The organism is Streptomyces sp. NBC_01717 (assembly GCF_036248255.1).
Taxonomy (GTDB): domain Bacteria; phylum Actinomycetota; class Actinomycetes; order Streptomycetales; family Streptomycetaceae; genus Streptomyces.
On the sequence record NZ_CP109178.1, the window covers coordinates 4,723,443 to 4,744,597 of the forward strand.

A 21,155-nucleotide genomic window follows, 5' to 3' on the forward strand; every position below is an offset into this window, starting at 1 on the left:
GGCGGTTTCGTTGCCCCCGAGAATGGTGGATCAACCGTAATCGGGGGCACCACCCTGTTGAACAGCACGTGTGCGAGACAATGGCGGCATGGAGATGCCGAGGAATGAACGGTCGCACGAGCACCCCCAAGTCCTCGTAGTGGGACAGGACGGCATGGCGATCGGCGGCGGCGGTGGCACTGACGACGAATCGCGTGAGGTCCCGGTGACAGAAATGGTCGAACAGCCCGCGAAGGTCATGCGCATCGGCAGCATGATCAAGCAGCTCCTGGAAGAGGTCAGGGCGGCTCCTCTCGACGAGGCGAGCCGGGTCCGGCTCAAGGAGATCCACGCAAGCTCCGTCAAGGAGCTGGAGGACGGCCTCGCGCCGGAGCTGGTGGAGGAGCTCGAACGACTCTCCCTGCCGTTCACGGAGGAGTCGGTCCCCTCCGAAGCCGAACTCCGGATTGCACAGGCCCAGTTGGTGGGCTGGCTGGAGGGTCTCTTCCACGGCATCCAGACCGCACTGTTCGCCCAGCAGATGGCGGCCCGCGCGCAGTTGGAACAGATGCGCCGCGCGCTTCCGCCGGGCAGCGGTCACGAGGACGACGACGGCTCGGACCCGCACGGAGCGATCCGATCGGGCCCGTACCTGTAAGGGCCGTACGCCGGTTTTTCTGCACCTCAATCTCATCCACGTACATACGAACAGCGGGCCCGGCACACAGGAGCGTGTGCCGGGCCCGCTGTGTCTCCGGCTGCGTTCAGGCCGCCGGCGTGCGCAGGAGCACCTTGCCGATGTGGGTGCTGGACTCCAGCACCCGGTGGGCCTCCGCGGCGTCCGACATCGGCAGCGTACGGTCCACGATCGGCTGGACCACGCCACTGCCGATCAGCGGCCACACATGCTCGCGCACGGCGGCGACGATGGCAGCCTTCTCGGCGAGCGGACGGCCGCGCAGGGACGTTGCGGTGATCGCGGCGCGCTTGTTCAGCAGAGCGCCCAGATTGAGATCGCCCTTGACGCCACCCTGCAGGCCGATGATGGCGAGCCTGCCGTTGACCGCGAGCGCCTTCACATTCCGGTCCAGGTACTTCGCACCGACGATGTCGAGGATGACGTCCGCGCCCGCCCCGTCCGTCGCCTTGCTCAGTTCCTCGACGAAGTCCTGCTCCCGGTAGTCGATCAGAATGTCGGCTCCGAGCTCCGCGCACCGCGCCAGCTTCTCGGGACCGCCCGCGGTCACCGCGACCCGTGCGCCCACGGCCTTGGCGAGCTGGATCGCCATCGTGCCGATACCGCTGGAGCCTCCGTGCACCAACAGCGTCTCGCCGGGGCGCAGATGGGCCACCATGAACACGTTCGACCAGACCGTGGCCGTCACCTCGGGCAGCGCCGCGGCCATCACCGGATCGATGCCGTCCGGCACGGGCAGCAACTGCCCGGCAGGTACGGCGACCTTCTCCGCGTAACCGCCGCCCGCGAGCAGCGCACACACCGCGTCGCCGACCGACCAGCCGGTGACACCGGGGCCGACCTCCGCGATCCGGCCGGCGCATTCCAGACCGGGGTACGGGGACGCGCCGGGCGGTGGGTTGTAGAAGCCCTGCCGCTGCAGAACATCGGCGCGGTTGACCGCGCTGGACACGACCTCGACGAGGACCTCGCCCTCGCCGGGTACGGGATCGGGGACCTCGGCCCATACGAGCGCCTCGGGGCCACCGGGTGCGGGGATTGTGATCGCATGCATGGCGGCGAGGCTACTCCGTGGCGGCGGCGCAACGGGTCGGCGGCGGGGTTACGACACGTCGGGGTCGCCTGCCGTCCGAGGCGGACGACACGTTGCCCGCCTTCCGTCCGAACCACGCGCGACTCACCGCGGGCGAGTCACCAGACTGTCACGCCCCTTGCGGGCGCGGCGTATTCAGTGGCGGGGCGCTGCCCGAGACACGCACGATCGTGATCAGGCGGTCCGTCAACTGCAGCGGACTGGCCGCCGGATCGTCGTAACCGATCAGCCGATGGCCGCGCAGCACGCTCACGACCAGATCGTCGGTCTCCCGGACGCTCTTGCCGACCTCGGCCTTTATCACCGGCCGTTCGACAAGATCGAGGCCGGTGCCCTGCTGGATGAGATCCTCCATCACCGTGCCCGCACTGGGACTGAGGACGGAGAGGCCGAGCAGCCGGCCTGCCGCACTGGCGCTGGTGATCACGGCGTCGGCGCCGGACTGCCGCAGCAGCGGAGCGTTCTCCTCCTCGCGGACCGCAGCAACGATCTTCGCGCCGCGATTGAGCTGCCGCGCGGTCAGCGTGACCAGCACCGCCGTGTCGTCGCGCTGGGTGGCGATGATGATCTGCCGCGCCTTCTGGATCTCGGCCCTCAACAGCACATCGCTGCGCGTCGCATCCCCGACGACACCCACGAACCCCTCGGCGTTGGCGGACTCGATCACCTTGGTCGCAGGGTCGACGATCACGATCTGTTCCTTCTTCAGACCGGTGGCACAGAGCGTCTGGATCGCCGACCGGCCCTTGGTGCCGAAACCGACGACAACTGTGTGGTCACGCAAGTTGGTTCTCCAACGGTTCAGCCGGAAGTCCTCCCGGGTCCGCTCCGTCAGGACCTCCAGGGTGGTGCCGACCAGAATGATCAGGAAGAGCACGCGCAGCGGTGTCACGAGCAGCACATTGGTCAGCCGTGCGCTGTCGCTGTACGGGGTGATGTCGCCGTACCCCGTGGTGGAGAGGGTGACCGTCGAGTAGTAGACGGCGTCCAGCAGATCCACCGAGCCATCGGCGTCGTCGTGGTAGCCGGAACGGTCGAGCCAGACGATCAGCACCGTGGCGGCCAGGACCAGTATCGCCATCAACAGCCGCTTGGCGACCTGCCGGAGAGGCCGGTCGACGACTCGGCGCGGAAGCAGGATCCGGGTGGGCACGAGGTGCTCGTCGACCCGCCGGGCCATCGCGTCGTGGCCGGGAAGTTTCACGTGAAACACCCTTCCGTCCACGGCGTCGCCGAGGCCCACGGCAGATCGAGGATCTCCACCTGGGTGCCGGACCGTACCCCGCCCGGTGGTACGACGGCCAGCCCGTCGGCGGCGGCGATCCCGCGGAGCATGGCCGGGCCGTTGTAGTGCAGAGGCACTACGTGCTCGACGCCGGCACCCGCCTCGTTACCGGCCGGGCTGCCGGCACGCTGAGCCGATCCGACCCGATGGACGACGGGGACCAAGCGGGTGTCGTGCGGGTGGCCGTGCACCTCGTCGCGTACGACGACCCGGTACGGCTCCTCCGGTGCGCGGCCGCCCAGCCCACGCAGGAGAGGCTCGGCGAGCGTGAGGAGACCGGAGACGGCGGCGAGCGGGTTGCCGGGCAGCCCGACGAGATACGGGCCACCGGAAGGCAGCCGGGCCAGCAGCATCGGGTGGCCGGGGCGTACGGCGACGCCGTCGACCAGCAGCCCGGCACCGATCTTGGCCAGGACCGGGTGGACATGATCGACCGGACCCGCCGCAGTGCCCCCGGTGGTGATGACAAGGTCCGCCTCGGAGGTGGTGAGGGCGTGCTGAAGCGCCTCCGCGTCGTCGCCGAGACGGCGCGGGGCGGAGACCTCGGCGCCCAGGGCCCGCAGCCAGGGTCCGATCATGGGGCCCAGAGCGTCCCGGATCAGCCCGTCGTGCGGCAGACCCGCGGTGAGCAGCTCGTCCCCTAGGACGAGGACGTCGACGCGCGGGCGGGGGACCGTCACCAACTCGTCGTATCCGGCAGCGGCGGACAGCCCGAGGACAGCCGGCGTCACCAGGATCCCGGCGGGCAGCAGTTGATCACCGGAACGGCACTCCTGGCCGCGCGGACGGATGTCCTGCCCGGGGACCACCTGCCGTTGTGCGTACAACAGCCCCTTGGCCTCGTCCACATGGGCGTGTTCGCTCCGGATCACGGCAGTGGCATTCGCCGGGATGCGGGCGCCTGTGGCGATCCGTACGCCCTCACCGTCGGGGAGCGGGGCCGGGGCGCTGTGCCCGGCGAGGATGCCCAGCTCTCCGTTCCCGCTCTCGCTCCTGCCGAGAGCCCAGGGGCCAGGTCCGGCGACGACCCAGCCGTCCATGGCGGACGTGTCGAACGACGGCAGATCGGTGAGCGCGGCCAGGGGTTCAGCCAGCACGTGTCCGAGAGCCCGGTCGAGGGAGAGCCGCTGGGTACGGGGGGCGGCACCGCGCCCGGCCCGCGCGGCGAGAGCACGGGCCTCACGCCAGGCGGTCGCCTGTCCGCGCCGGTCCCGAGCGGGGGCCAGACCGGAACTCCGGCCGGAATCGTGACCGGTACCGTTGCCGGGCTTCCGGTCGAGGCTGTGACCGGGGCTCCGGTCATCGCTGTGCCCGGGACTGCAGTCAGAACTCTGGCGAGGACTGACCCCGGAACTACCGGCGCTGAGGCTGGGGCCGGGTCCGTGTTCGGTGCTCTGACCGGAAGTCTCACCAGCGCTCTGTCGGGGGCTCTGCACCGAGGCCCTGACCTGGGGCTGCGACTGAGCCACGAATCGAGGCTCACGCGAGGACTGCCCCGCAACCAGCGCAAGAGCCTGATCGACGGCACGGTCCTCCTCGGCGGCATGGGCTGCGTCGGCGGCGCGGGCCTGCTCGGCGGCATGGGCTGCGTCGGCCGCCGGGGGCACATCGGCAGTACGGGTCACGTCGGCCGCCCGGGGCACATCGGCAGCACGGGTCACCTCCGCTACCGGGGCTTGCTCATCGCCGTGAGCCACCCCGGCCACCCGGCCCGCCTCCGTCGAGCGGGTCTGCTCGACGGCACCGGCTTCCCTCTCGGCGCTGGTCAACCCGACCGCCCAGGCCACAGCGTCTTCCGGCGGAGTGCCCGCGGCGGCATGCTCAGCCGTCGGAGGCCTGCTCCCCGGATCCGGCACAGGCCCCGGTGCCCGCTCCGCCGCCGGGCCGCCTTCGGCCCTGCGCTGGTACGCCGTCATGGCGTCTCGGCCTCGTCCGCCCAGCGGAGGGCGAGCGCGGTCGCCTTGCGAGCAGCCTCTGCCACCGCCTCGGGTCCGCCCCCGCCGTCACCCGCCTTCGCCGCCGCGTACCCGACCAGAAACGTCGTCAGGGGCGCGGCGGGCCGGGCGACACCGTGGGCGGCATCGCGGGCGAGATCGAGCAGGACGCCGGTGTCGACGTCGAGTTCGATGCCCAGTTCGTTCTTGACTGCGGTGATCCATTCGTCCAGCACGGTCCCATGCTCTCTGATACGGGCCCGGGCTGTGGCAATGTCTTCCCAGGTGTCGCAGTCGAACGAGGCGAGCGGACCCGCCTCGACGCGGGCGAGGTCCAGTTCGTGTGTCAGCAACCGCAGCGGCAGTCCGGCCAGACCACCGTGCTCGGTGGCGAGCAGAGCCAGCTCGCGGCGGAGCGGTTCGGCGCGGTAGACCGCGACCAAGGGCTGGTCCCGGCCGTCCTGATCGACGCACAGGGCCCCGTCGCGGCCCCCGTGCCCGGCGGCGGCCAGCAGCGCCTCGACCGTGCTCTCCCCCAGGAACGGGAGGTCGGCGGAGAGTACGAGCACGCGCTCCGCGCTCGTATGCCGTACCCCGGCGCCGAGTGCCGCCAACGGGCCCCCGCCCTGCGGCTCTTCGCGTGTCCAGGTCACAGCGCGCGGGGTGGGCCGCCGACCGCCCACCACGACAGTGGTGGCGGCATCGGTGCAGGCCGCGAGCACCCGGTCGAGCAGTGCCCGGCCACCGACCCGAACGGCCGGCTTGTCGGCACCCCCGAGGCGCTTGGCGGCCCCTCCGGCAAGAACGATGGCGTCATACGCGGTCATGCCTCGAGTATGCGTGCCATACGCCCCTGTCGAACCTCCCCGCCCTCTCCCTCCTCGTCTTCCTCCTACAACGTGCGCAGCAGCAGCGCCGGTTGTTCCACGCAGTCGGCCACGTATCGCAGGAAGCCGCCCGCCGTGCCGCCGTCGCAGACCCGGTGGTCGAAGGTCAGCGAGAGCTGGACGACCTGGCGCACGGCCAGCTCGCCCCGGTGCACCCACGGCTTGGGCACGATCCGGCCGACACCCAGCATCGCCGCCTCGGGGTGGTTGATGATCGGCGTCGACCCGTCGACCCCGAACACCCCGTAGTTGTTCAGCGTGAACGTGCCGCCGGTCAGCTCCGCCGGCGTCAGCTTGCCCGTCCGGGCCGCCTCGGTCAGCCGACCGATCTCGGCGCCGATCGACTCCGCGTTACGGGACTGCGCATCCCGTACGACAGGGACGACCAGCCCTCGCTCCGTCTGGGCCGCGAAGCCGAGATGGACGGCGGGCAGCCGCACGATTTCCCGGGCCTCCAGGTCCACCGTGGAGTTGAGCTCGGGGAACCGGGCCAGGGCCGCCGTACAGATACGGGCCAGCAGGGCGAGCACCGACACCTTGGGCCCCGCGGTCGGACCACCGGCGCCGTTCATCGCGGCTCTGGCAGCCATCAGCTCGGTGGCATCCGCGTCGACCCAGCACGTGGCATCGGGAATCTCACGCCGACTGCGCGCCAGCTTGTCGGCGACCGCGCCCCGTACACCGCGCAACGGAATCCGCTCCCCGGCAACCGAGGCCGACACCGGCGCCGGCCCCGAGGCAAGGGGCGACACCGGGACCGGCACCGACGGCGCCACCGCCGTCCCGTTCGCCGCGGCCCTGATCGCGGATTCGACATCGGCCCGCAGAATCAGCCCGTCGCGTCCCGACCCCGTCAACTGCCGCAGATCGAGATCGTGCTGCCGCGCCAGCCTCCGTACCAACGGAGAGACAACCGCCACGGGCCCCGACGCCTCATCGGGAACCGGCGCAGGGACCGGAACCGGGGCCGGAGCAGGAGCCATCACAGACACCGGGGCCGACTCCGCCACCTGCCCTGCGGCAGCCGAAATCGCCTCGGGCCGCACCCGCCGGCGTCTCGCCGCCGGCGCCCCCGTCCCGTACCCCACCAGCACATTGCCGGACGACTCGGCCCCGTCGGCGCCCTTGCCGGAGAGATCCCCGGGAAGGTCGCCCTCCGCGGATCCCACAGCCACCGTCAACAACGGTGAACCGACCGGAAGTTCCGTACCCTCCTCGCCGAAGCGTGCGGTCACCACGCCCCCGTAGGGACACGGCACCTCCACCATCGCCTTGGCCGTCTCGACCTCGACGACCGGCTGGTCGATGGCGACCACGTCGCCGACCTCCACCAGCCAGCGGACGATCTCCGCCTCGGTCAGTCCCTCGCCGAGATCGGGCAGCTTGAATTCGAGCACCTGTGGCATCAGCTCTCCGCCTCCCACTGCAGCCGCGCGACCGCGTCGAGCACCCGGTCCACGCCCGGCAGATGGTGCCGCTCCAGCATCGGCGGCGGATACGGGATGTCGAACCCGGCGACCCGCAGCACCGGCGCCTCCAGGTGGTGGAAGCATCGCTCGGTGATGCGAGCTGCGATCTCCCCACCGGGGCCGCCGAACCCGGACGACTCATGAACGACGACCGCGCGACCGGTACGCCGCACCGAAGCGGCGACCGTCTCGTCGTCGAACGGCACCAGCGAACGCAGATCGACCACTTCGAGATCCCAGCCCTCCTCGACGGCCGCCTCGGCGGCTTCCAGGCAGACCGGCAGGGACGGCCCGTACGTGATCAGCGTCGCGCTGCGCCCGGGACGGCGGACAACGGCCCGCCCGATCGGCTCGACCTCCACCGGCGCCTCCGGCGACCATGCCGACTTCGACCAGTACAGCCGCTTCGGCTCCAGGAAGACCACCGGATCGTCGGAGGCTATCGAGGCCCGCAGCAACCCGTACGCGTCGTCGACCGTGGCCGGCGTGACGACGTGCAGGCCCGGCGTCGCCATGTAGTAGGCCTCCGAGGAGTCGCTGTGGTGCTCGACCCCGCCGATCCCGCCGCCGTACGGCACCCGCACCGTGATCGGCAGCGGCATGGCCCCCCCGGTCCGGTTCCGCATCTTGGCGACATGGCTGATGAGCTGCTCGAACGCCGGATAGGCGAATGCGTCGAACTGCATCTCCACCACAGGCCGCAGCCCGTACATCGCCATGCCGACCGCCGCACCGAGGATGCCCGCCTCGGCCAGCGGCGTGTCCGTACAGCGGTCCTCGCCGAACTCCTTCGCCAGCCCGTCGGTGATCCGGAAGACCCCGCCGAGCGTGCCGACGTCCTCACCGAGGACGTGCACCGTCGGGTCCTCGGCCATCGAGTCACGCAGCGCACGCCCGAGAGCCTGCGCCATGGTGGCCGGCTTGGCCCTGTCCGTCTGCTCGCCGGCCATCGCCGCCGTGGTCATCGGCCGTCCCCCGCACCGCTCGTACCGTCCTGGCCTTGCTCGGCGTCCAGCTCCACCCGCAGCCGGGCCGCCTGCTCCCGCAGCTGCGCGGTCTGTTCCGCATAGACATGGGCGAAGAGGTCCATCGGGTCGAGCACCGCATCGGCGTTCATCCGCTCACGCAGCCCGGCCGCCATCCGCTCCGCAGCGGCGCGCGCCTCTTCGATCCCGTCCTCGCCGAGCAGCCCGCGGGCCGTCAGTTCCCGCTCCAGAAGCTGGATGGGGTCGTGCGCCCGCCACGCCTCCACCTCGCTCTCACCGCGGTAGCGCGTGGCGTCGTCGGCGTTCGTATGCGCGTCCATCCGGTACGTCACGGCCTCGACCAGGGTCGGGCCGCCACCCGCCCGGGCCCGCGCCACCGCTTCGCCGAGCACCTGGTGCACGGCGGCCGCGTCATTGCCGTCGACCAGCCGGCCCGGCATGCCGTACCCCACCGCCTTGTGCGCCAGCGACGGCGCCGCCGTCTGCTTGGCCAGGGGTACGGAGATCGCAAATCCGTTGTTCTGCACCAGGAAGACCACCGGGGCCCGCCAGACGGCCGCGAAGTTCAGTGCCTCGTGGAAGTCGCCCTCGCTGGTCCCGCCGTCGCCGACCATGGCGAGCGCCACCACGTCGTCCCCCTTGAGTCGCGCCGCGTGGGCCAGGCCGACGGCGTGCGGCAGCTGGGTGGCGAGCGGGGTGCAGAGCGGGGCGATGCGGTGCTCGCGCGGGTCGTAACCGGTGTGCCGGTCACCACGCAGCAGGGTCAGTGCCTCGACCGGGTCGAGGCCGCGCGCCACCGCCGCGAGCGTGTCGCGGTAGCTGGGGAAGAGCCAGTCGCGCTCCTCAAGCACCAGCGCCGCAGCTATCTCGCAGGCCTCCTGTCCGGTGCTGGACGGGTATACGGCGAGCCGGCCCTGTTTGGTGAGGGCGGTGGCCTGGGCGTTGTACCGCCGACCGCGCACCAGCTCGGCGTAGAGCCGCAGCAGCAGCTCGGGGTCTGCGTCGGCCACGGCGTCCGTACCGAGCACGCGGTACGGCTCGGGGTCCGGGAGCAGCGGCGCGGGGTCGGTGAGCGGCTTCCAGGCCGGGGGCGGCGTGGGCCGGTAGGCGGCCGCGCCGGGCAGCTCTTGGACCGTCATGACAAGCACCTCCTGGCATCGAGGGATATCGAGCAGCGTCTGGCGATATCGAGGGGTCGCCCGATATCGAGGGGTGGCTGAATACGTCGAAATGTCGAGCACTGTCCGAGGCGCGGATGTGGTGTGCCTCACCTACCGATTGTTCGGTCGCGAGCGCATTTTGGCTACAGGCACCGTCAGCCTGTGGACAAACGGTTCTCCACAGCCTGGGATAGGGACAGGTCGTCCAAGGCAGGGAGGCACGGGGACATGGCAGCTGAACAAATGGCCGACGGGGCCGAGGACCCCGGCCAGGTTCCGCCCGCGCGCCCGCTCGACGCCATCGACCGCGACATCCTCCGGCTGCTCCAGACGGACGGCCGTGCCTCGATACGGTCGGTGGCCGACCGCGTCCATGTGTCGCGCGCCAACGCCTACGCCCGGATCAACCGGCTCATCGACGACGGAGTGATCCGCGGCTTCAGCGCGCGCGTGAACCATGAGCGGGCGGGGCAGGGAGCCTCCGCATACATCACGCTCAAGATCGTCCAGAACTCCTGGCGGACGGTGCGCGAGCAGCTCCAGGCACTGCCGGGCGCGACGCACATCGCGCTGGTCAGCGGCGACTTCGACGTACTGCTGCTGGTGCACACCCCGGACAACCGGTCGCTGCGCGAACTGGTCCTGACCAGGATCCAGGCCATCCCGGAGGTGCTCTCCACCCGCACCCTCCTGGTGTTCGAGGAGACCGACCTGGGCCCGGGGCCGGACCGCCCCACCGAACTCAGCTAGCGCGGATCACGCGCAGCCGCGCCCGTGCCGCCACCGGTCGGCGGCACGGCGGCACGGCGGCACGGCGGCACGGCGGCAAGCATCACTGCAGCTCAGGAAGGCAGGCATTCGCAGGAGGGCAGCCGTTGAGCAGGGTGGTGGTCCTCCCCGTCCGGCCGTGTGCGGTTCAGCGGCTGGAACGCATCCCCTCGAATGCCAGCTGAACGACCGTGTCCGCCAGCTGCTCCCCCTCGCCGCCGCCGCCCGGCTGCGGCCGGTACCACTCCACCAGGGAGTTGACCATCCCGAAGAGCAGCCTCGTCGCCAGCCGTATGTCCACGTCGGAGCGGAGATCACCGTCCGCGACCGCCGCCTTCAGCAGCTCGGCCACGCGCTGGTCGAATTCGCGCCTTCGCTCCATGGCCCAGCGCTCGGCCGTCGTATTGCCCCGCACGCGCAGCAGCAGCGTGACATAGGGCAGTTCGGCTATCAGCACCTCGACGGTACGGCGGGTGACGTATTCGACCCGCTCGATCGCGCGTCCCCGACTCGCCCCCGATTCGTCGAGAATCCCGAAGAGCCCGTCCAGCGCCCGGCTGACCGCACGTCGCAGGAGCTCTTCCTTGCCCGCGACGTGGTGGTAGATGGACGACTTGGAGATGCCCGCTGCCTTGGACAGGTGCTCCATCGACGTGCCGTCGTAACCGCGCTCGTTGAAGACACGGACGGCGACGGTGAGGAGAGTCTCCGGGGTGTACGTGTCCCGCTTGGCCGTGGTCATGTCCGCGATCCTCCCCTACGAGTTGTCCACAGGTTCCGTGGGCCCCCTTGTCCCGACCGATCGTTCGGTTACTCTAACTCTGTCCGCCCGTCCCTGCCCAGCTCGATGAGGAGTTGGTCCGTCATGGCCGCCGAGCTCTCCCCGCAACTGCTGTCCGAGAAGCACCGCCCCACGCTCGACCAGGCCCTCGACGCGGTCCGTACGCGCGCCTACTGGTCCCCGCATCCCGAGCATCCGAAGGCGTACGGCGACGGCGGCGCCCCCGGCAGCCTGAGCGCTGCCGAGGGCAAGGCCGCGTTCGACGCCGTGCTGCACACCCGGCTCGACCTCGGCCAGCCGGGCACCGACGGCTGGACGGGCGGGGAGATCTCTCCCTACGGTCCGGAGCTCGGCGTCGAATATCCGCATGCCGATCTGGACGTGCTGCTTCCGGCGATGCGTGCAGGGATGGCCGCCTGGCGCGAGGCAGGGCCCGAGACCAGGGCCCTGGTCTGTCTGGAGATCCTGTCGCGGATCAGCGCCCGCACCCATGAGTTCGGCCACGCCGTGATGCACACGAGCGGGCAGGCCTTCATGATGGCGTTCCAGGCGGGCGGCCCGCACGCCCAGGACCGTGGCCTGGAAGCGGTGACGTACGCGTACGAGGAGCAGACCCGCACCCCGCGGACCGCGGACTGGTCCAAGCCCCAGGGCAAGCGCGACCCGCTCCAGCTGCACAAGTCGTTCATCGCGGCGGGCCGCGGCATCGCGCTGCTGATCGGCTGCAACACCTTCCCCACGTGGAACGGCTATCCGGGCCTCTTCGCCTCCCTCGCCACCGGTAACCCCGTCCTGGTGAAGCCGCATCCGCGCGCCGTGCTTCCCCTCGCGCTCACGGTGCAGGTGGCCCGCGACGTGCTGAGTGAGGCGGGCTTCGACCCCAACCTGGTCTGTCTGGCCGCCGAGCGGCCGGGCGAGGGCATCGCCAAGACCCTGGCGGTCCGACCCGAGATCAGGATCATCGACTACACCGGATCCACCGCCTTCGGCGACTGGCTGGAGGCCAACGCCCGCCAGGCCCAGGTCTACACGGAGAAGGCCGGGGTCAACACGATCGTCGTCGACTCCACCGACGACTACCGGGGCATGCTGGCCAATCTGGCCTTCTCCCTCTCCCTGTACAGCGGCCAGATGTGCACCACCCCGCAGAACCTGCTGATCCCCCGCGACGGCATCACGACGGACGCCGGCGACAAGACGTACGACGAGGTGGTCGGTGACATCGCCGCGTCGGTCACCGGCCTGCTCGGCGACGACGCCCGGGCCAACGCACTGCTCGGTGCGCTGGTCAACCCTGAGGTGAAGGCCCGGCTGGAGGCGGCGGCCGGACTGGGAGAAGTCGCCCTGGCATCGCGTGAGGTGGCCAACCCGGAGTTCCCGGACGCGGTGGTCCGCACCCCGCTCGTCGTCAAGCTCGACGGCACCAAGCCGGACGACGAGGCGGCCTGTCTCGCGGAGTGCTTCGGACCGGTAGCTTTCGCGGTCGCGGTCGACTCGACGGCGGACGCGGTGGACCTGCTGCGCCGCACGATCCGCGACAAGGGCGCGATGACGGTCGGCGCGTACACGACCTCGCCGGACGTGGAGCGCGCGGTGGAGGACGTCTGCCTGGAGGAGTCGGCCCAGCTCTCGCTGAACCTGACGGGCGGGGTGTACGTCAACCAGACGGCGGCCTTCTCCGACTTCCACGGCTCGGGCGGCAACCCTGCGGCGAACGCCGCCCTGTGCGACGGGGCGTTCGTTTCGAACCGCTTCCGCATGGTGGAGGTCCGCCGCCAGGCCTAGCAAGGGGCCGCGTTCAGTCTTTCCGGCGCTGGGGGCGCAGGAGCAGGAGCCAGGGGGCAGGCAGAACCCCCTGGCTCCGGTGCCCCCGCCGCCTCAGACCCCGGGCTCCGGAATGTCGGCGTACCGCTGCACCCACGCGTGCATGGCGATGGCCGCCGCAGCCCCCGCGTTGATCGACCGCGTCGAGCCGAACTGCGCGATCGAGCAGACCATCGCCGCGTGCTTGCGGGCCTCTTCCGTCAGCCCCGGCCCTTCCTGCCCGAAGAGCAGCACACATCGGCGCGGCAGCTCGGTCCGCTCCAGCGGCACCGCCCCCGGCAGATTGTCGATCCCGATGATCGGCAGCCCCTCGGCCGCCGCCCAGGCGGTCAGATCCGCCGTGTCGGGATGGTGCCGCACATGCTGGTACCGGTCGGTGACCATCGCACCGCGCCGGTTCCAGCGCCGCCGGCCGACGATGTGGATCTCCTTGGCGAGGAAGGCGTTCGCGGTGCGCACCACCGACCCGATGTTGAAGTCGTGGCCCCAGTTCTCCACCGCCACATGGAAGTCGTGCCGACGCAGATCCAGATCGGCGACGATCGCCTCCCGCGTCCAGTAGCGGTACTCGTCGCCGACATTGCGCCGGTCGCCGTGGGCGAGCAGCTCCGGGTCGTACCGCTCGCCCACGGGCCAGGGCAGCGCATGCGGCCCGACACCGATCTCCGCCCCGAACCCGTCGTCGTACTGCATCGGCTCCACGGACGGCTCACCCACGGCAAGGGCTGCGTTCGACGGATCCGCGCTGCTGGGACTGCTGCTACTGCTGGTAGGGCCGGTGCTGCCGGTATCGCTGCTCACCCGACGAGCGTATGGCCACCGCTTCCGCTGTGCTGCGGGGCCTCCTCCTCGCCGCTGCGCCGCTGCCCGGGCACCCGGGCCGCGCCCGAGAACAGCCGCTGCCGCCCGAGCGTCACCCGGCCGCCCAGCCAGACCAGGAAGACCGTCGGCAGGAAGACGGAGTCTGCGGCGATCATCGCCATCGAGAAGAAGGGCAGACCCAGCAGCAGGGCGATGCCGGCGTGCTCGCACATCATGGCGACGAGCAGGACGTTCTTGACGCGCCGGTTGAAGAGGGTGAAGGGGAAGGCAACCTGCACGATGACCGTGCCGTACGTCAGGATCATGACCATCACACCGCTGGACGCGAGGATGCCGGACAGCTCGGGCCAGGGCGTGAAGTAGTCGAGCTTGAGCGGGTAGTACAGCGCCGTGCCGTCCTGCCACCGCGACCCCTGGATCTTGTACCAGCCCGCTGTCGCGTAGATCAGACAGACCTCGGCCATGATCACGACGAGCGTGGCGTTGTGGACGAGGTTGGCGATCACATCGAGCAGAATGCGCGGCTCGCTCCGCGGTGCGTAGCGGTTCACGGCCCACCAGAGCCCGTGGCCGATCCACAGCACCCAGAACAGGGCCGGCAGCCACCAGGTGCCGCCGAAGCCGTCGGCCACCGAGCCCGCCACGAGAACCAGGCCGAGCCCCACCCAGAGGACCGCCCCGGCCACATTCCGCACCGGCCGACCGGCGCCGGCCCCTTCAGGGGCCGCTCTCCGCGCCGCTCGCCGCGCGTCCAGCGACCAGACCTGCCCGCAGCGCGTCAGCACCAGATAGATCGCCATCAGATGGATGACGTTGTCGCCACCGTCGCCCAGGAAAATGCTGCGGTTCTGCAGCGAGAGCACACCGACCATGAACAGGACGGACATCGCGCGGGTGTGCCAGCCGACCATCAGCAGCGCGGCGGACAGCAGGGCGACCGCATAGACGAGCTCGAACCAGAGGGTGCTGTCCGACCACAGGAGCGCGGAGAAGGCTTCGTTGCCCGATATGAGCTGCTTCGCCATACCCCAGCTCCACGGGGAGTCGGGGCCGTACATCTCGTGGCGGTGCGGCAGCTCACGCAGCAGGAACAGCAGATAAGTGACGGAGAAACCGATCCGGATGACAGCGCTCTGGTACGGCCCGAGGGCCGAGGACGTGATGCGCTGGACACCGCGGGCGAGCGTGCGGTCGGGGGAAGGCGTGCTCACTTGTCCGCCTCCTTGGCGCTCTCGGGAAGGTCGGCGGGGGTGACGGTCCACCACGGCAGCACCCGATAGTTCGGCCTGGTGCTGATCTTCTCCGTACTCCACGGCGGCGCCGGGACGGAGCGCACTTCGGAGCGGACCTGGATGCGCTCGACTGTGCCGCCGTAGTCGTGCTCACTCAGGCGGAGCATCACGATGCGGCGGATATAGCGCTCGGCGAGTTCGCCACGCAGGCCGTTCGGACGGTTCTCGGTGTCGTGGGAGTTGAGATAGAAGTCCCAGCCACGGCGGAGCTCGTTCTGATCGACGTGGCTCGGGAGGAGATTGCTGCGTATCGCCTTGCCGTCCTCGCCGGAGAGGCTCATCCAGGGAGTCGTGCGGCGTCCGTCGGCGCCGGCTATCTCGGCCCGGACGTGCACGCCGACGTTCTGCTGCAGCGGATTGGGCGCGAAGAGCTTCCAGTTCTGTTCGAACTCGGGATAGACCCAGTCGTCGACCACTTTGCCGTGCTGCTTGGTCAGGGTGTTGGAGGGGGCGACGTGCAGAAACACCATGGCCAGATGCGTGCAGGCGATCAGCCCGATGATCGACAGCGCGACCACGGCACCGATCTGGTACGGAAGAGACAGACCGGAGACACCGGAACGGAGAGGCGCGGGCGCTGCGGCGGAACCGACGTCCCGGCCGGTGTCGAACGGCGCGTCCTCGCGCCGCTCCGCCTCCGGCCCGACGCTTCCGTTCCCGCCTCCGACACGCCTGTCGTCGTACGAATCCATCCCGCCCCGATCCCCGTCGATCCCCGGTCAGTTATCCACAGGGTTGACACCCTACGGGCCGCCGACTCACCATTGAAGTCATTGAACCGAACGATCGGTCGGTAGGGAGCCCGGTATGGCGGCAGTGACTGCGGACCAGACAACGCAGGCGAAGGCGCAAGGGACGGTGCAGGCGGCAGCAGGCGGCCCCGACGGGGCCGACGGTGCCCAGCTGGCCGCGTTCGACGCCGCGGTGGCAGCCGACGAGCGCATCGAGCCGCGCGACTGGATGCCGGACGCCTACCGGGCCTCGCTGGTCAGGCAAATGGCCCAGCATGCCCACTCCGAAATCATCGGCATGCAGCCCGAGGCCAACTGGATCAGCCGCGCCCCCTCGCTGCGCCGCAAGGCGATCCTGATGGCCAAGGTGCAGGACGAGGCAGGACACGGGCTGTATCTCTACAGCGCGGCGGAGACCCTCGGGACGAGCCGCGAAGAGCTGCTCGACAAACTCCACGCGGGCCGCCAGAGGTATTCGTCGATCTTCAATTACCCCACGCTGACCTGGGCGGATGTCGGCGCGATCGGCTGGCTGGTGGACGGCGCCGCAATCACCAACCAGGTGCCGCTGTGCCGCTGCTCGTACGGTCCGTACGCCCGGGCCATGGTCCGCATCTGCAAGGAGGAGTCCTTCCACCAGCGCCAGGGGTACGAGCTGCTGCTCACCCTCGGCCGCGGCACCCCGGCGCAGCGCGAGATGGCCCAGGACGCGGTGAACCGCTGGTGGTGGCCGTCCCTGATGATGTTCGGCCCGCCGGACGACGCGTCGGCGCACTCGGAGCAGTCGATGACCTGGAAGATCAAGCGGCACTCGAACGACGAGCTGCGGCAGCGGTTCGTCGACATCTGTGTCCCGCAGGCCGAGGCGCTGGGGCTCACCCTCCCGGACCCGGACCTCCGGTGGAACGAGGAGCGTGGACACCACGACTTCGGGCCGATCGACTGGACAGAGTTCCAGGAGGTTCTGAAGGGCAACGGCCCGTGCAACGAACAGCGCCTCACCCAGCGGCGCCGGGCACACGAAGAGGGCGCCTGGGTACGGGACGCGGCGGCTGCGTACGCCGTGAAGCACCACGCAGAAAAGCACACCACACCGACACCGACCGCGGAGGCGACGGCATGAGCAGCTCGACGGACTGGCCGCTGTGGGAGGTGTTCGTGCGGTCGCGGCGCGGCCTCTCCCACACCCATGCGGGCAGCCTGCACGCGCCGGACGCCGAGATGGCTCTGCGCAACGCCCGCGATCTGTACACGCGCCGTTCCGAGGGCGTCTCCATCTGGGTGGTGCCGTCCACGGAGATCACGGCCTCCTCGCCGGACGAGAAGGACTCGTTCTTCGAACCGGCCGGTGACAAGCCCTACCGGCACCCGACGTTCTACGAGATCCCGGAAGGGGTGAAGCACCTGTGACCGCGGCCCTCGCCCTCGGCGACGACGCGCTGGTGCTGGCGCACCGGCTGGGGGAGTGGGCGGGCCATGCGCCCGTCCTGGAGGAGGATGTGGCCCTCGCCAACATCGCCCTCGATCTGTTGGGGCAGGCCCGGGTGCTGCTCTCGCTCGCCGGGGACGAGGACGAGCTGGCGTTTCTGCGCGAGGAGCGGGCGTTCCGCAACGTCCAGCTGGTCGAGCAGCCCAACGGCGACTTCGCCCACACCATCGCCCGTCAGCTCTACTTCTCCGTCTATCAGCGGGGGCTGTACGAGCAGTTGGCAGCCGGGGAGGGAGAGTTCGCCGGGCTGGCGGCGAAGGCCGTCAAGGAGGTCGCCTACCACCAGGACCACGCCGAGCACTGGACGCTCCGGCTCGGCGACGGGACGGCGGAGAGCCACCAGCGGATGCAGCACGGGGTGGACGCCCTGTGGCGGTTCACCGGTGAGCTGTTCCAGCCGGTCGAGGGCGTGGAGATCGACTGGCAGTCGCTGCAGAACAGCTGGCTGGCGACCGTCACCGGCGTGCTGGAGCAGGCAACGCTGACCGTACCGGCCGGCCCGCAGTCCGGGGCCTGGACGGCCGGGGCGGGACGGCAGGGCATCCACACGGAACCCTTCGGCCGGATGCTCGCCGAGATGCAGCACCTGCACCGCAGCCACCCGGGAGCGTCATGGTGACCGGGACGCTGCTGGAGGAGGAGGTGCGCATGCTCGCCGGGTCCGTGCCCGACCCCGAGCTGCCCGTCCTGACCCTGGAGGAGCTGGGAGTGCTCCGCGGGGTGGACGTGCTCGGCCCCGGCAAGGTCACGGTCCGCCTCACCCCGACGTACACCGGCTGCCCGGCGATCGAGGCCATGTCCGCCGATATCGAGCAGGTGCTGCACGACCACGGGATACCGGAGGTCTCCGTGGTCACCGTCCTCGCACCGGCCTGGTCGACGGACGACATCAGCGCGGAAGGACGGCGCAAGCTCGCCGAGTTCGGTATAGCGCCGCCGCGCCCGCACGACGCCGCCGGCCCGTCCGGCGGTCCGGTGCCGCTCGCCCTGTCCGTGCGCTGCCCGCACTGCGGCTCCACGGACACGGAGCTGCTGAGCCGGTTCTCCTCCACAGCCTGCAAGGCGCTGCGCCGCTGCGTGAGCTGCCGCGAACCGTTCGACCACTTCAAGGAGTTGTAGATGTTCCATCCGCTCCGGGTCCGCGCGATCGAGCGGCTGACCGACGACTCGGTGGCCGTCACCTTCACGGTGCCGACCGAGTTGCGCGAGACCTTCCGCCACGAGCCCGGCCAGCATCTCAACGTGCGTTACACGGTCGACGGCGAGGAGATCCGGCGTTCGTACTCGATCTGCGCCCCGGCCACCGAGGCGCCGGCCGATCCGGCTCTGCGGGTGGGCATCCGGCTGGTCGACGGCGGTGCGTTCTCCACATACGCCCTCAAGGAGCTCGCCGTCGGCGACCAGGTCGATGCGATGCCTCCGATGGGACGCTTCGTGCTCACGCCGCGCGCCGGGCATTACGCGGCGATCGTCGGCGGCAGCGGCATCACCCCCGTGCTGTCGATCGCGTCGACACTGCTGGCGAGGGAGCCCGCGGCCCGGTTCTGTCTGATCCGGAGCGACCGGACCGCGGCCTCGACGATGTTCCTGGACGAGGTCGCCGACCTCAAGGACCGCTACCCGGACCGGTTCCAGCTGGTGACAGTGCTCTCCCGCGAGGAGCAGCAGGCCGGTCTGCCGTCCGGCCGGCTCGACCGGGAGCGACTGACCGGGCTGCTTCCCGCGCTGCTCTCGGTGGGAGAGGTGGACGGCTGGTACCTGTGCGGGCCGTTCGGTCTGGTCCTGGCGGCGGAAGGCGCACTGCACGGCCTCGGCGTCGACCGGACCCGTATCCACCAGGAGATCTTCCACGTCGACGACGGGCCGGCCACGACCACCCGCACCCGCGTCGAGGCGCCCGCGCACAGCAGACTGACCGCGCGGCTGGACGGCCGCTCAGGCAGCTGGCCGGTCCGGGACGGCGAATCACTGCTGGAGACGGTGTTGCGCAGCCGTGCCGACGCGCCGTACGCCTGCAAGGGCGGGGTGTGCGGGACGTGCAGAGCCTTCCTGGTCTCCGGCGAGGTCCGGATGGACCGCAACTTCGCGCTGGAACCGGAAGAGACGGGGGCTGGTTATGTGCTGGCCTGCCAGTCGCATCCGGTCACACCGGAGGTGGAGCTCGACTTCGACCGCTGACACCAGCGGATCCTCAGTCCGCTGCCCTCTCCGTCTGCCCTCCTCCTCTCTGCTGTTCCCTTCTTGTAGAACCTGTTCTATCTTGACGACCCGTCAGGTCCGAGTACGAGCGCAGCGGTTCGCAGGAGGCCAGGGCAGTGGACTTCACCTTCACCGAGGAGCAGCAGGCAGCCGTCGAGGCAGCGAGGGCGGTCTTCTCGGGCGTCGAGCCCGACGGCGTGCCCAGCCCCGCTCTCACCCCGGGAGCGGTGGCCGAGGACGTCGACCGCCCCCTCTGGGCCCAGCTGGCCGCGGGTGACCTGCTGGGCCTGACGCTGGCGCCGGAGCACGGCGGGGCCGGGCTCGATCCGGTCGCGCTCTGCCTGGTCCTGCGGGAGTCGGCCAAGGTGCTCGCCCGAGTACCGCTGCTGGAGACCTGCGCGGTCGCGATGTCCCTCCAACGCGACGGTGATCCCGGTCTGGCCGCCGAACTGCTGCCCCGCGTCGGCCGGGGCGAGCTGGTCCTCACCGTCGGGGCCAACGGCCGCACCGGCCACGACCCGGCCGAACTCGCCGTCACCGCCCTCCGGGACAGCAACGGGAAGAACGACCGGTCCAGCAGTAACGACAGCAGCGACGCCGGCCACGGCAGCGACAGTTCGGCCTGGGTACTCGACGGGGTGCAGTCAGGCGTGCCGTGGGCCCACTCCGCGGACTGGATCGCCGTGCCCGCCCACACAGCCGACGGCCACACCGTACTTGCCCTGGTATGCCGCACCGCCGAAGGCGTCACACTGGTCGAACAGGTCTCCACCAGCGGCGAGTTGCTCGCCGAGGTACGGCTCGACGGGGTACGGATCGAGGACCGCGCACTGATCGGCACCCCGGGAGCCTGGGAGTGGCTACGCGCCCTGCTCATCACCGGAACCTGCGCCCTCGCACTGGGACTTGGCGAGACAGTGCTGTCCATGACGAGCGAATACACGGGAAAACGCGAGCAGTTCGGAGTCCCCATCGCGACGTTCCAGTCCGTCGCTGTCCAGGCGGCCGACCGGTACATCGATCTGCGGGCCATGGAAGTCACACTCTGGCAGGCGGCCTGGCGGATCTCCACGGGTACAGCCGGCGCGCTGCCCGTCGCGGGTGATATCGCCGTGGCGAAGATCTGGGCCTCGGACGGCGTCCGCCGGATCGTGCAGACGGCACAGCATCTGCATGGCGGCTTCGGTGCGGACACCGACTACCCGCTGCACCGCTTCCACGCCTGGGCAAAGCAGATCGAGCTCTCGCTCGGCCCGGCGGCGGCGCATGAGGAAGCACTGGGCGACCTGCTGGCCGCTCATCCCCTCGGCTGAGAACCACGGGCCCGGCCCCGGACCATCCGGGGCGGACCAGATGGGACCCCGGCCGGGTCAGAGAACGAAGGCCGGGGTGCCGTTGTCGGTGACCATCGGACGTCCGGCACCGTCCCAGGCGAGCATTCCGCCGTCGATGTTCACGGCGTCGATGCCCTGCTGCACCAGGTATTGGGTGACCTGGGCGGACCGGCCACCCACCCGGCACATCACATGCACGCGCCGACCGTCCTCGGCGGCTTCGGTCAGCTCACCGAAGCGTCCGACGAAGTCACTCATCGGAATGTGCAGGGCACCTTCGACATGCCCGGCGGCCCATTCGTCGTTCTCCCGGACGTCCAGCACCAGACCGTCCGACGGCACCGCCGCGACATCCACCGAGGGCAGCGGAGCGAAATTCATGGTCATGCCTTCTCTCGTGCGTACGCTCCGGAGTCACGCTCCAG

The 21,155-nt window shown here is 70.4% G+C and carries 21 protein-coding genes; 9 read left to right on the plus strand and 12 right to left on the minus strand.

The window, feature by feature from the left end; genetic code table 11:
- Positions 1 to 88: 88 nt before the first annotated feature.
- A complete protein-coding gene (locus tag OHB49_RS21360) occupies positions 89 to 637 on the plus strand; it encodes a bacterial proteasome activator family protein (RefSeq protein WP_078879122.1) in 549 nt (182 codons plus the stop codon).
- A 106-nt stretch (positions 638 to 743) separates the two neighbouring features.
- Here the strand turns inward: OHB49_RS21360 and OHB49_RS21365 are convergent, their stop codons facing one another.
- From OHB49_RS21365 to pdhA, 7 genes are all read right to left on the minus strand, one after another.
- Entirely contained in the window at positions 744 to 1,730 is a 987-nt protein-coding gene (locus OHB49_RS21365) for an NAD(P)H-quinone oxidoreductase (RefSeq protein WP_329162239.1), read from the minus strand.
- Positions 1,731 to 1,878: 148 nt separating this feature from the next.
- Positions 1,879 to 3,012, minus strand: coding sequence for a potassium channel family protein (locus tag OHB49_RS21370; protein ID WP_030972504.1), 1,134 nt, complete (start codon positions 3,010 to 3,012; stop codon positions 1,879 to 1,881).
- On the minus strand, positions 2,970 to 4,661 hold the full coding sequence (locus tag OHB49_RS21375) for a molybdopterin molybdotransferase MoeA (RefSeq protein WP_443079665.1): 1,692 nt from the start codon (positions 4,659 to 4,661) through the stop codon (positions 2,970 to 2,972). Before OHB49_RS21375 ends, OHB49_RS21370 begins: the two co-directional genes overlap by 43 nt.
- 305 nt (positions 4,662 to 4,966) lie before the next feature.
- Entirely contained in the window at positions 4,967 to 5,815 is an 849-nt protein-coding gene (locus OHB49_RS21380; protein WP_329162242.1) for an NTP transferase domain-containing protein, read from the minus strand.
- 65 nt (positions 5,816 to 5,880) lie between these two features.
- Positions 5,881 to 7,281 (minus strand): dihydrolipoamide acetyltransferase family protein, encoded by a 1,401-nt coding sequence (locus tag OHB49_RS21385; protein WP_329162243.1) that lies wholly within the window; start codon positions 7,279 to 7,281, stop codon positions 5,881 to 5,883.
- The gene (locus OHB49_RS21390) at positions 7,281 to 8,309 is read right to left on the minus strand and encodes an alpha-ketoacid dehydrogenase subunit beta (protein ID WP_329162245.1); all 1,029 of its coding nucleotides are present in this window, start codon (positions 8,307 to 8,309) and stop codon (positions 7,281 to 7,283) included. The genes OHB49_RS21385 and OHB49_RS21390 overlap by 1 nt, the downstream gene beginning before the upstream one ends.
- Complete coding sequence (gene pdhA, locus OHB49_RS21395) at positions 8,306 to 9,469, minus strand: pyruvate dehydrogenase (acetyl-transferring) E1 component subunit alpha (RefSeq protein WP_030972499.1); 1,164 nt, start codon at positions 9,467 to 9,469, stop codon at positions 8,306 to 8,308. Before pdhA ends, OHB49_RS21390 begins: the two co-directional genes overlap by 4 nt.
- 264 nt (positions 9,470 to 9,733) lie before the next feature.
- On the opposite strand from pdhA, the gene OHB49_RS21400 reads away from it, so the two are divergent.
- Positions 9,734 to 10,240: an Lrp/AsnC family transcriptional regulator gene (locus OHB49_RS21400; protein ID WP_030972498.1), complete on the plus strand. Its 507-nt coding sequence runs from the start codon at positions 9,734 to 9,736 to the stop codon at positions 10,238 to 10,240.
- A 166-nt stretch (positions 10,241 to 10,406) separates the two neighbouring features.
- On the opposite strand, the gene OHB49_RS21405 is transcribed toward OHB49_RS21400, so the two are convergent.
- Positions 10,407 to 11,000, minus strand: coding sequence for a TetR/AcrR family transcriptional regulator (locus OHB49_RS21405; RefSeq protein ID WP_030972496.1), 594 nt, complete (start codon positions 10,998 to 11,000; stop codon positions 10,407 to 10,409).
- A gap of 123 nt (positions 11,001 to 11,123) precedes the next feature.
- On the opposite strand from OHB49_RS21405, the gene paaN reads away from it, so the two are divergent.
- Positions 11,124 to 12,824, plus strand: coding sequence for a phenylacetic acid degradation protein PaaN (gene paaN / locus OHB49_RS21410; protein ID WP_329162250.1), 1,701 nt, complete (start codon positions 11,124 to 11,126; stop codon positions 12,822 to 12,824).
- A gap of 93 nt (positions 12,825 to 12,917) precedes the next feature.
- Here the strand turns inward: paaN and OHB49_RS21415 are convergent, their stop codons facing one another.
- From OHB49_RS21415 to OHB49_RS21425, 3 genes are read right to left on the minus strand one after another with little or no spacing between them, the layout of a single operon-like run.
- A complete protein-coding gene (locus OHB49_RS21415) occupies positions 12,918 to 13,664 on the minus strand; it encodes a TrmH family RNA methyltransferase (RefSeq protein ID WP_329162252.1) in 747 nt (248 codons plus the stop codon).
- A complete protein-coding gene (locus tag OHB49_RS21420; RefSeq protein ID WP_329162254.1) occupies positions 13,661 to 14,896 on the minus strand; it encodes an HTTM domain-containing protein in 1,236 nt (411 codons plus the stop codon). Before OHB49_RS21420 ends, OHB49_RS21415 begins: the two co-directional genes overlap by 4 nt.
- Positions 14,893 to 15,669 (minus strand): DUF5819 family protein, encoded by a 777-nt coding sequence (locus OHB49_RS21425; protein WP_030972488.1) that lies wholly within the window; start codon positions 15,667 to 15,669, stop codon positions 14,893 to 14,895. Before OHB49_RS21425 ends, OHB49_RS21420 begins: the two co-directional genes overlap by 4 nt.
- Before the next feature lie 115 nt (positions 15,670 to 15,784).
- Here OHB49_RS21425 and paaA point away from each other — a divergent pair, with 115 nt between their 5' ends.
- The 6 genes from paaA (at position 15,785) to OHB49_RS21455 (ending at position 20,709) form a co-directional block, all read left to right on the plus strand.
- The gene (gene paaA / locus OHB49_RS21430; RefSeq protein WP_030972486.1) at positions 15,785 to 16,831 is read left to right on the plus strand and encodes a 1,2-phenylacetyl-CoA epoxidase subunit PaaA; all 1,047 of its coding nucleotides are present in this window, start codon (positions 15,785 to 15,787) and stop codon (positions 16,829 to 16,831) included.
- Positions 16,828 to 17,118 carry a 1,2-phenylacetyl-CoA epoxidase subunit PaaB gene (paaB, locus tag OHB49_RS21435; RefSeq protein WP_030972485.1) on the plus strand — a complete coding sequence of 97 codons (291 nt, stop codon included), beginning with the start codon at positions 16,828 to 16,830 and terminating at the stop codon, positions 17,116 to 17,118. Before paaA ends, paaB begins: the two co-directional genes overlap by 4 nt.
- Positions 17,115 to 17,816, plus strand: a complete 702-nt coding sequence (paaC, locus tag OHB49_RS21440; RefSeq protein WP_329162258.1) for a 1,2-phenylacetyl-CoA epoxidase subunit PaaC — start codon at positions 17,115 to 17,117, stop codon at positions 17,814 to 17,816. Before paaB ends, paaC begins: the two co-directional genes overlap by 4 nt.
- Positions 17,810 to 18,316, plus strand: a complete 507-nt coding sequence (paaD, locus tag OHB49_RS21445; RefSeq protein ID WP_329162260.1) for a 1,2-phenylacetyl-CoA epoxidase subunit PaaD — start codon at positions 17,810 to 17,812, stop codon at positions 18,314 to 18,316. Before paaC ends, paaD begins: the two co-directional genes overlap by 7 nt.
- Positions 18,317 to 19,375 carry a 2Fe-2S iron-sulfur cluster-binding protein gene (locus OHB49_RS21450; RefSeq protein WP_329162261.1) on the plus strand — a complete coding sequence of 353 codons (1,059 nt, stop codon included), beginning with the start codon at positions 18,317 to 18,319 and terminating at the stop codon, positions 19,373 to 19,375. It begins immediately after the preceding gene.
- Between the two features lie 137 nt (positions 19,376 to 19,512).
- A complete protein-coding gene (locus tag OHB49_RS21455; protein ID WP_329162263.1) occupies positions 19,513 to 20,709 on the plus strand; it encodes an acyl-CoA dehydrogenase family protein in 1,197 nt (398 codons plus the stop codon).
- A gap of 57 nt (positions 20,710 to 20,766) precedes the next feature.
- On the opposite strand, the gene OHB49_RS21460 is transcribed toward OHB49_RS21455, so the two are convergent.
- Positions 20,767 to 21,111, minus strand: coding sequence for a rhodanese-like domain-containing protein (locus tag OHB49_RS21460; RefSeq protein WP_030930368.1), 345 nt, complete (start codon positions 21,109 to 21,111; stop codon positions 20,767 to 20,769).
- Positions 21,112 to 21,155: the final 44 nt, after the last annotated feature.

What these genes read in the sequence shown, in the direction of transcription:
- OHB49_RS21360 (WP_078879122.1), top strand. Translation starts at nt 89, where the DNA reads ATGGAGATGCCGAGGAATGAACGGTCGCACGAGCACCCCCAAGTCCTC.
- OHB49_RS21365 (WP_329162239.1), bottom strand. Translation starts at nt 1,730, where the DNA reads ATGCATGCGATCACAATCCCCGCACCCGGTGGCCCCGAGGCGCTCGTA.
- OHB49_RS21380 (WP_329162242.1), bottom strand. Translation starts at nt 5,815, where the DNA reads ATGACCGCGTATGACGCCATCGTTCTTGCCGGAGGGGCCGCCAAGCGC.
- OHB49_RS21385 (WP_329162243.1), bottom strand. Translation starts at nt 7,281, where the DNA reads ATGCCACAGGTGCTCGAATTCAAGCTGCCCGATCTCGGCGAGGGACTG.
- OHB49_RS21390 (WP_329162245.1), bottom strand. Translation starts at nt 8,309, where the DNA reads ATGACCACGGCGGCGATGGCCGGCGAGCAGACGGACAGGGCCAAGCCG.
- pdhA (WP_030972499.1), bottom strand. Translation starts at nt 9,469, where the DNA reads ATGACGGTCCAAGAGCTGCCCGGCGCGGCCGCCTACCGGCCCACGCCG.
- OHB49_RS21400 (WP_030972498.1), top strand. Translation starts at nt 9,734, where the DNA reads ATGGCCGACGGGGCCGAGGACCCCGGCCAGGTTCCGCCCGCGCGCCCG.
- OHB49_RS21405 (WP_030972496.1), bottom strand. Translation starts at nt 11,000, where the DNA reads ATGACCACGGCCAAGCGGGACACGTACACCCCGGAGACTCTCCTCACC.
- paaN (WP_329162250.1), top strand. Translation starts at nt 11,124, where the DNA reads ATGGCCGCCGAGCTCTCCCCGCAACTGCTGTCCGAGAAGCACCGCCCC.
- OHB49_RS21425 (WP_030972488.1), bottom strand. Translation starts at nt 15,669, where the DNA reads ATGGATTCGTACGACGACAGGCGTGTCGGAGGCGGGAACGGAAGCGTC.
- paaA (WP_030972486.1), top strand. Translation starts at nt 15,785, where the DNA reads ATGGCGGCAGTGACTGCGGACCAGACAACGCAGGCGAAGGCGCAAGGG.
- paaB (WP_030972485.1), top strand. Translation starts at nt 16,828, where the DNA reads ATGAGCAGCTCGACGGACTGGCCGCTGTGGGAGGTGTTCGTGCGGTCG.
- paaD (WP_329162260.1), top strand. Translation starts at nt 17,810, where the DNA reads ATGGTGACCGGGACGCTGCTGGAGGAGGAGGTGCGCATGCTCGCCGGG.
- OHB49_RS21450 (WP_329162261.1), top strand. Translation starts at nt 18,317, where the DNA reads ATGTTCCATCCGCTCCGGGTCCGCGCGATCGAGCGGCTGACCGACGAC.
- OHB49_RS21460 (WP_030930368.1), bottom strand. Translation starts at nt 21,111, where the DNA reads ATGAATTTCGCTCCGCTGCCCTCGGTGGATGTCGCGGCGGTGCCGTCG.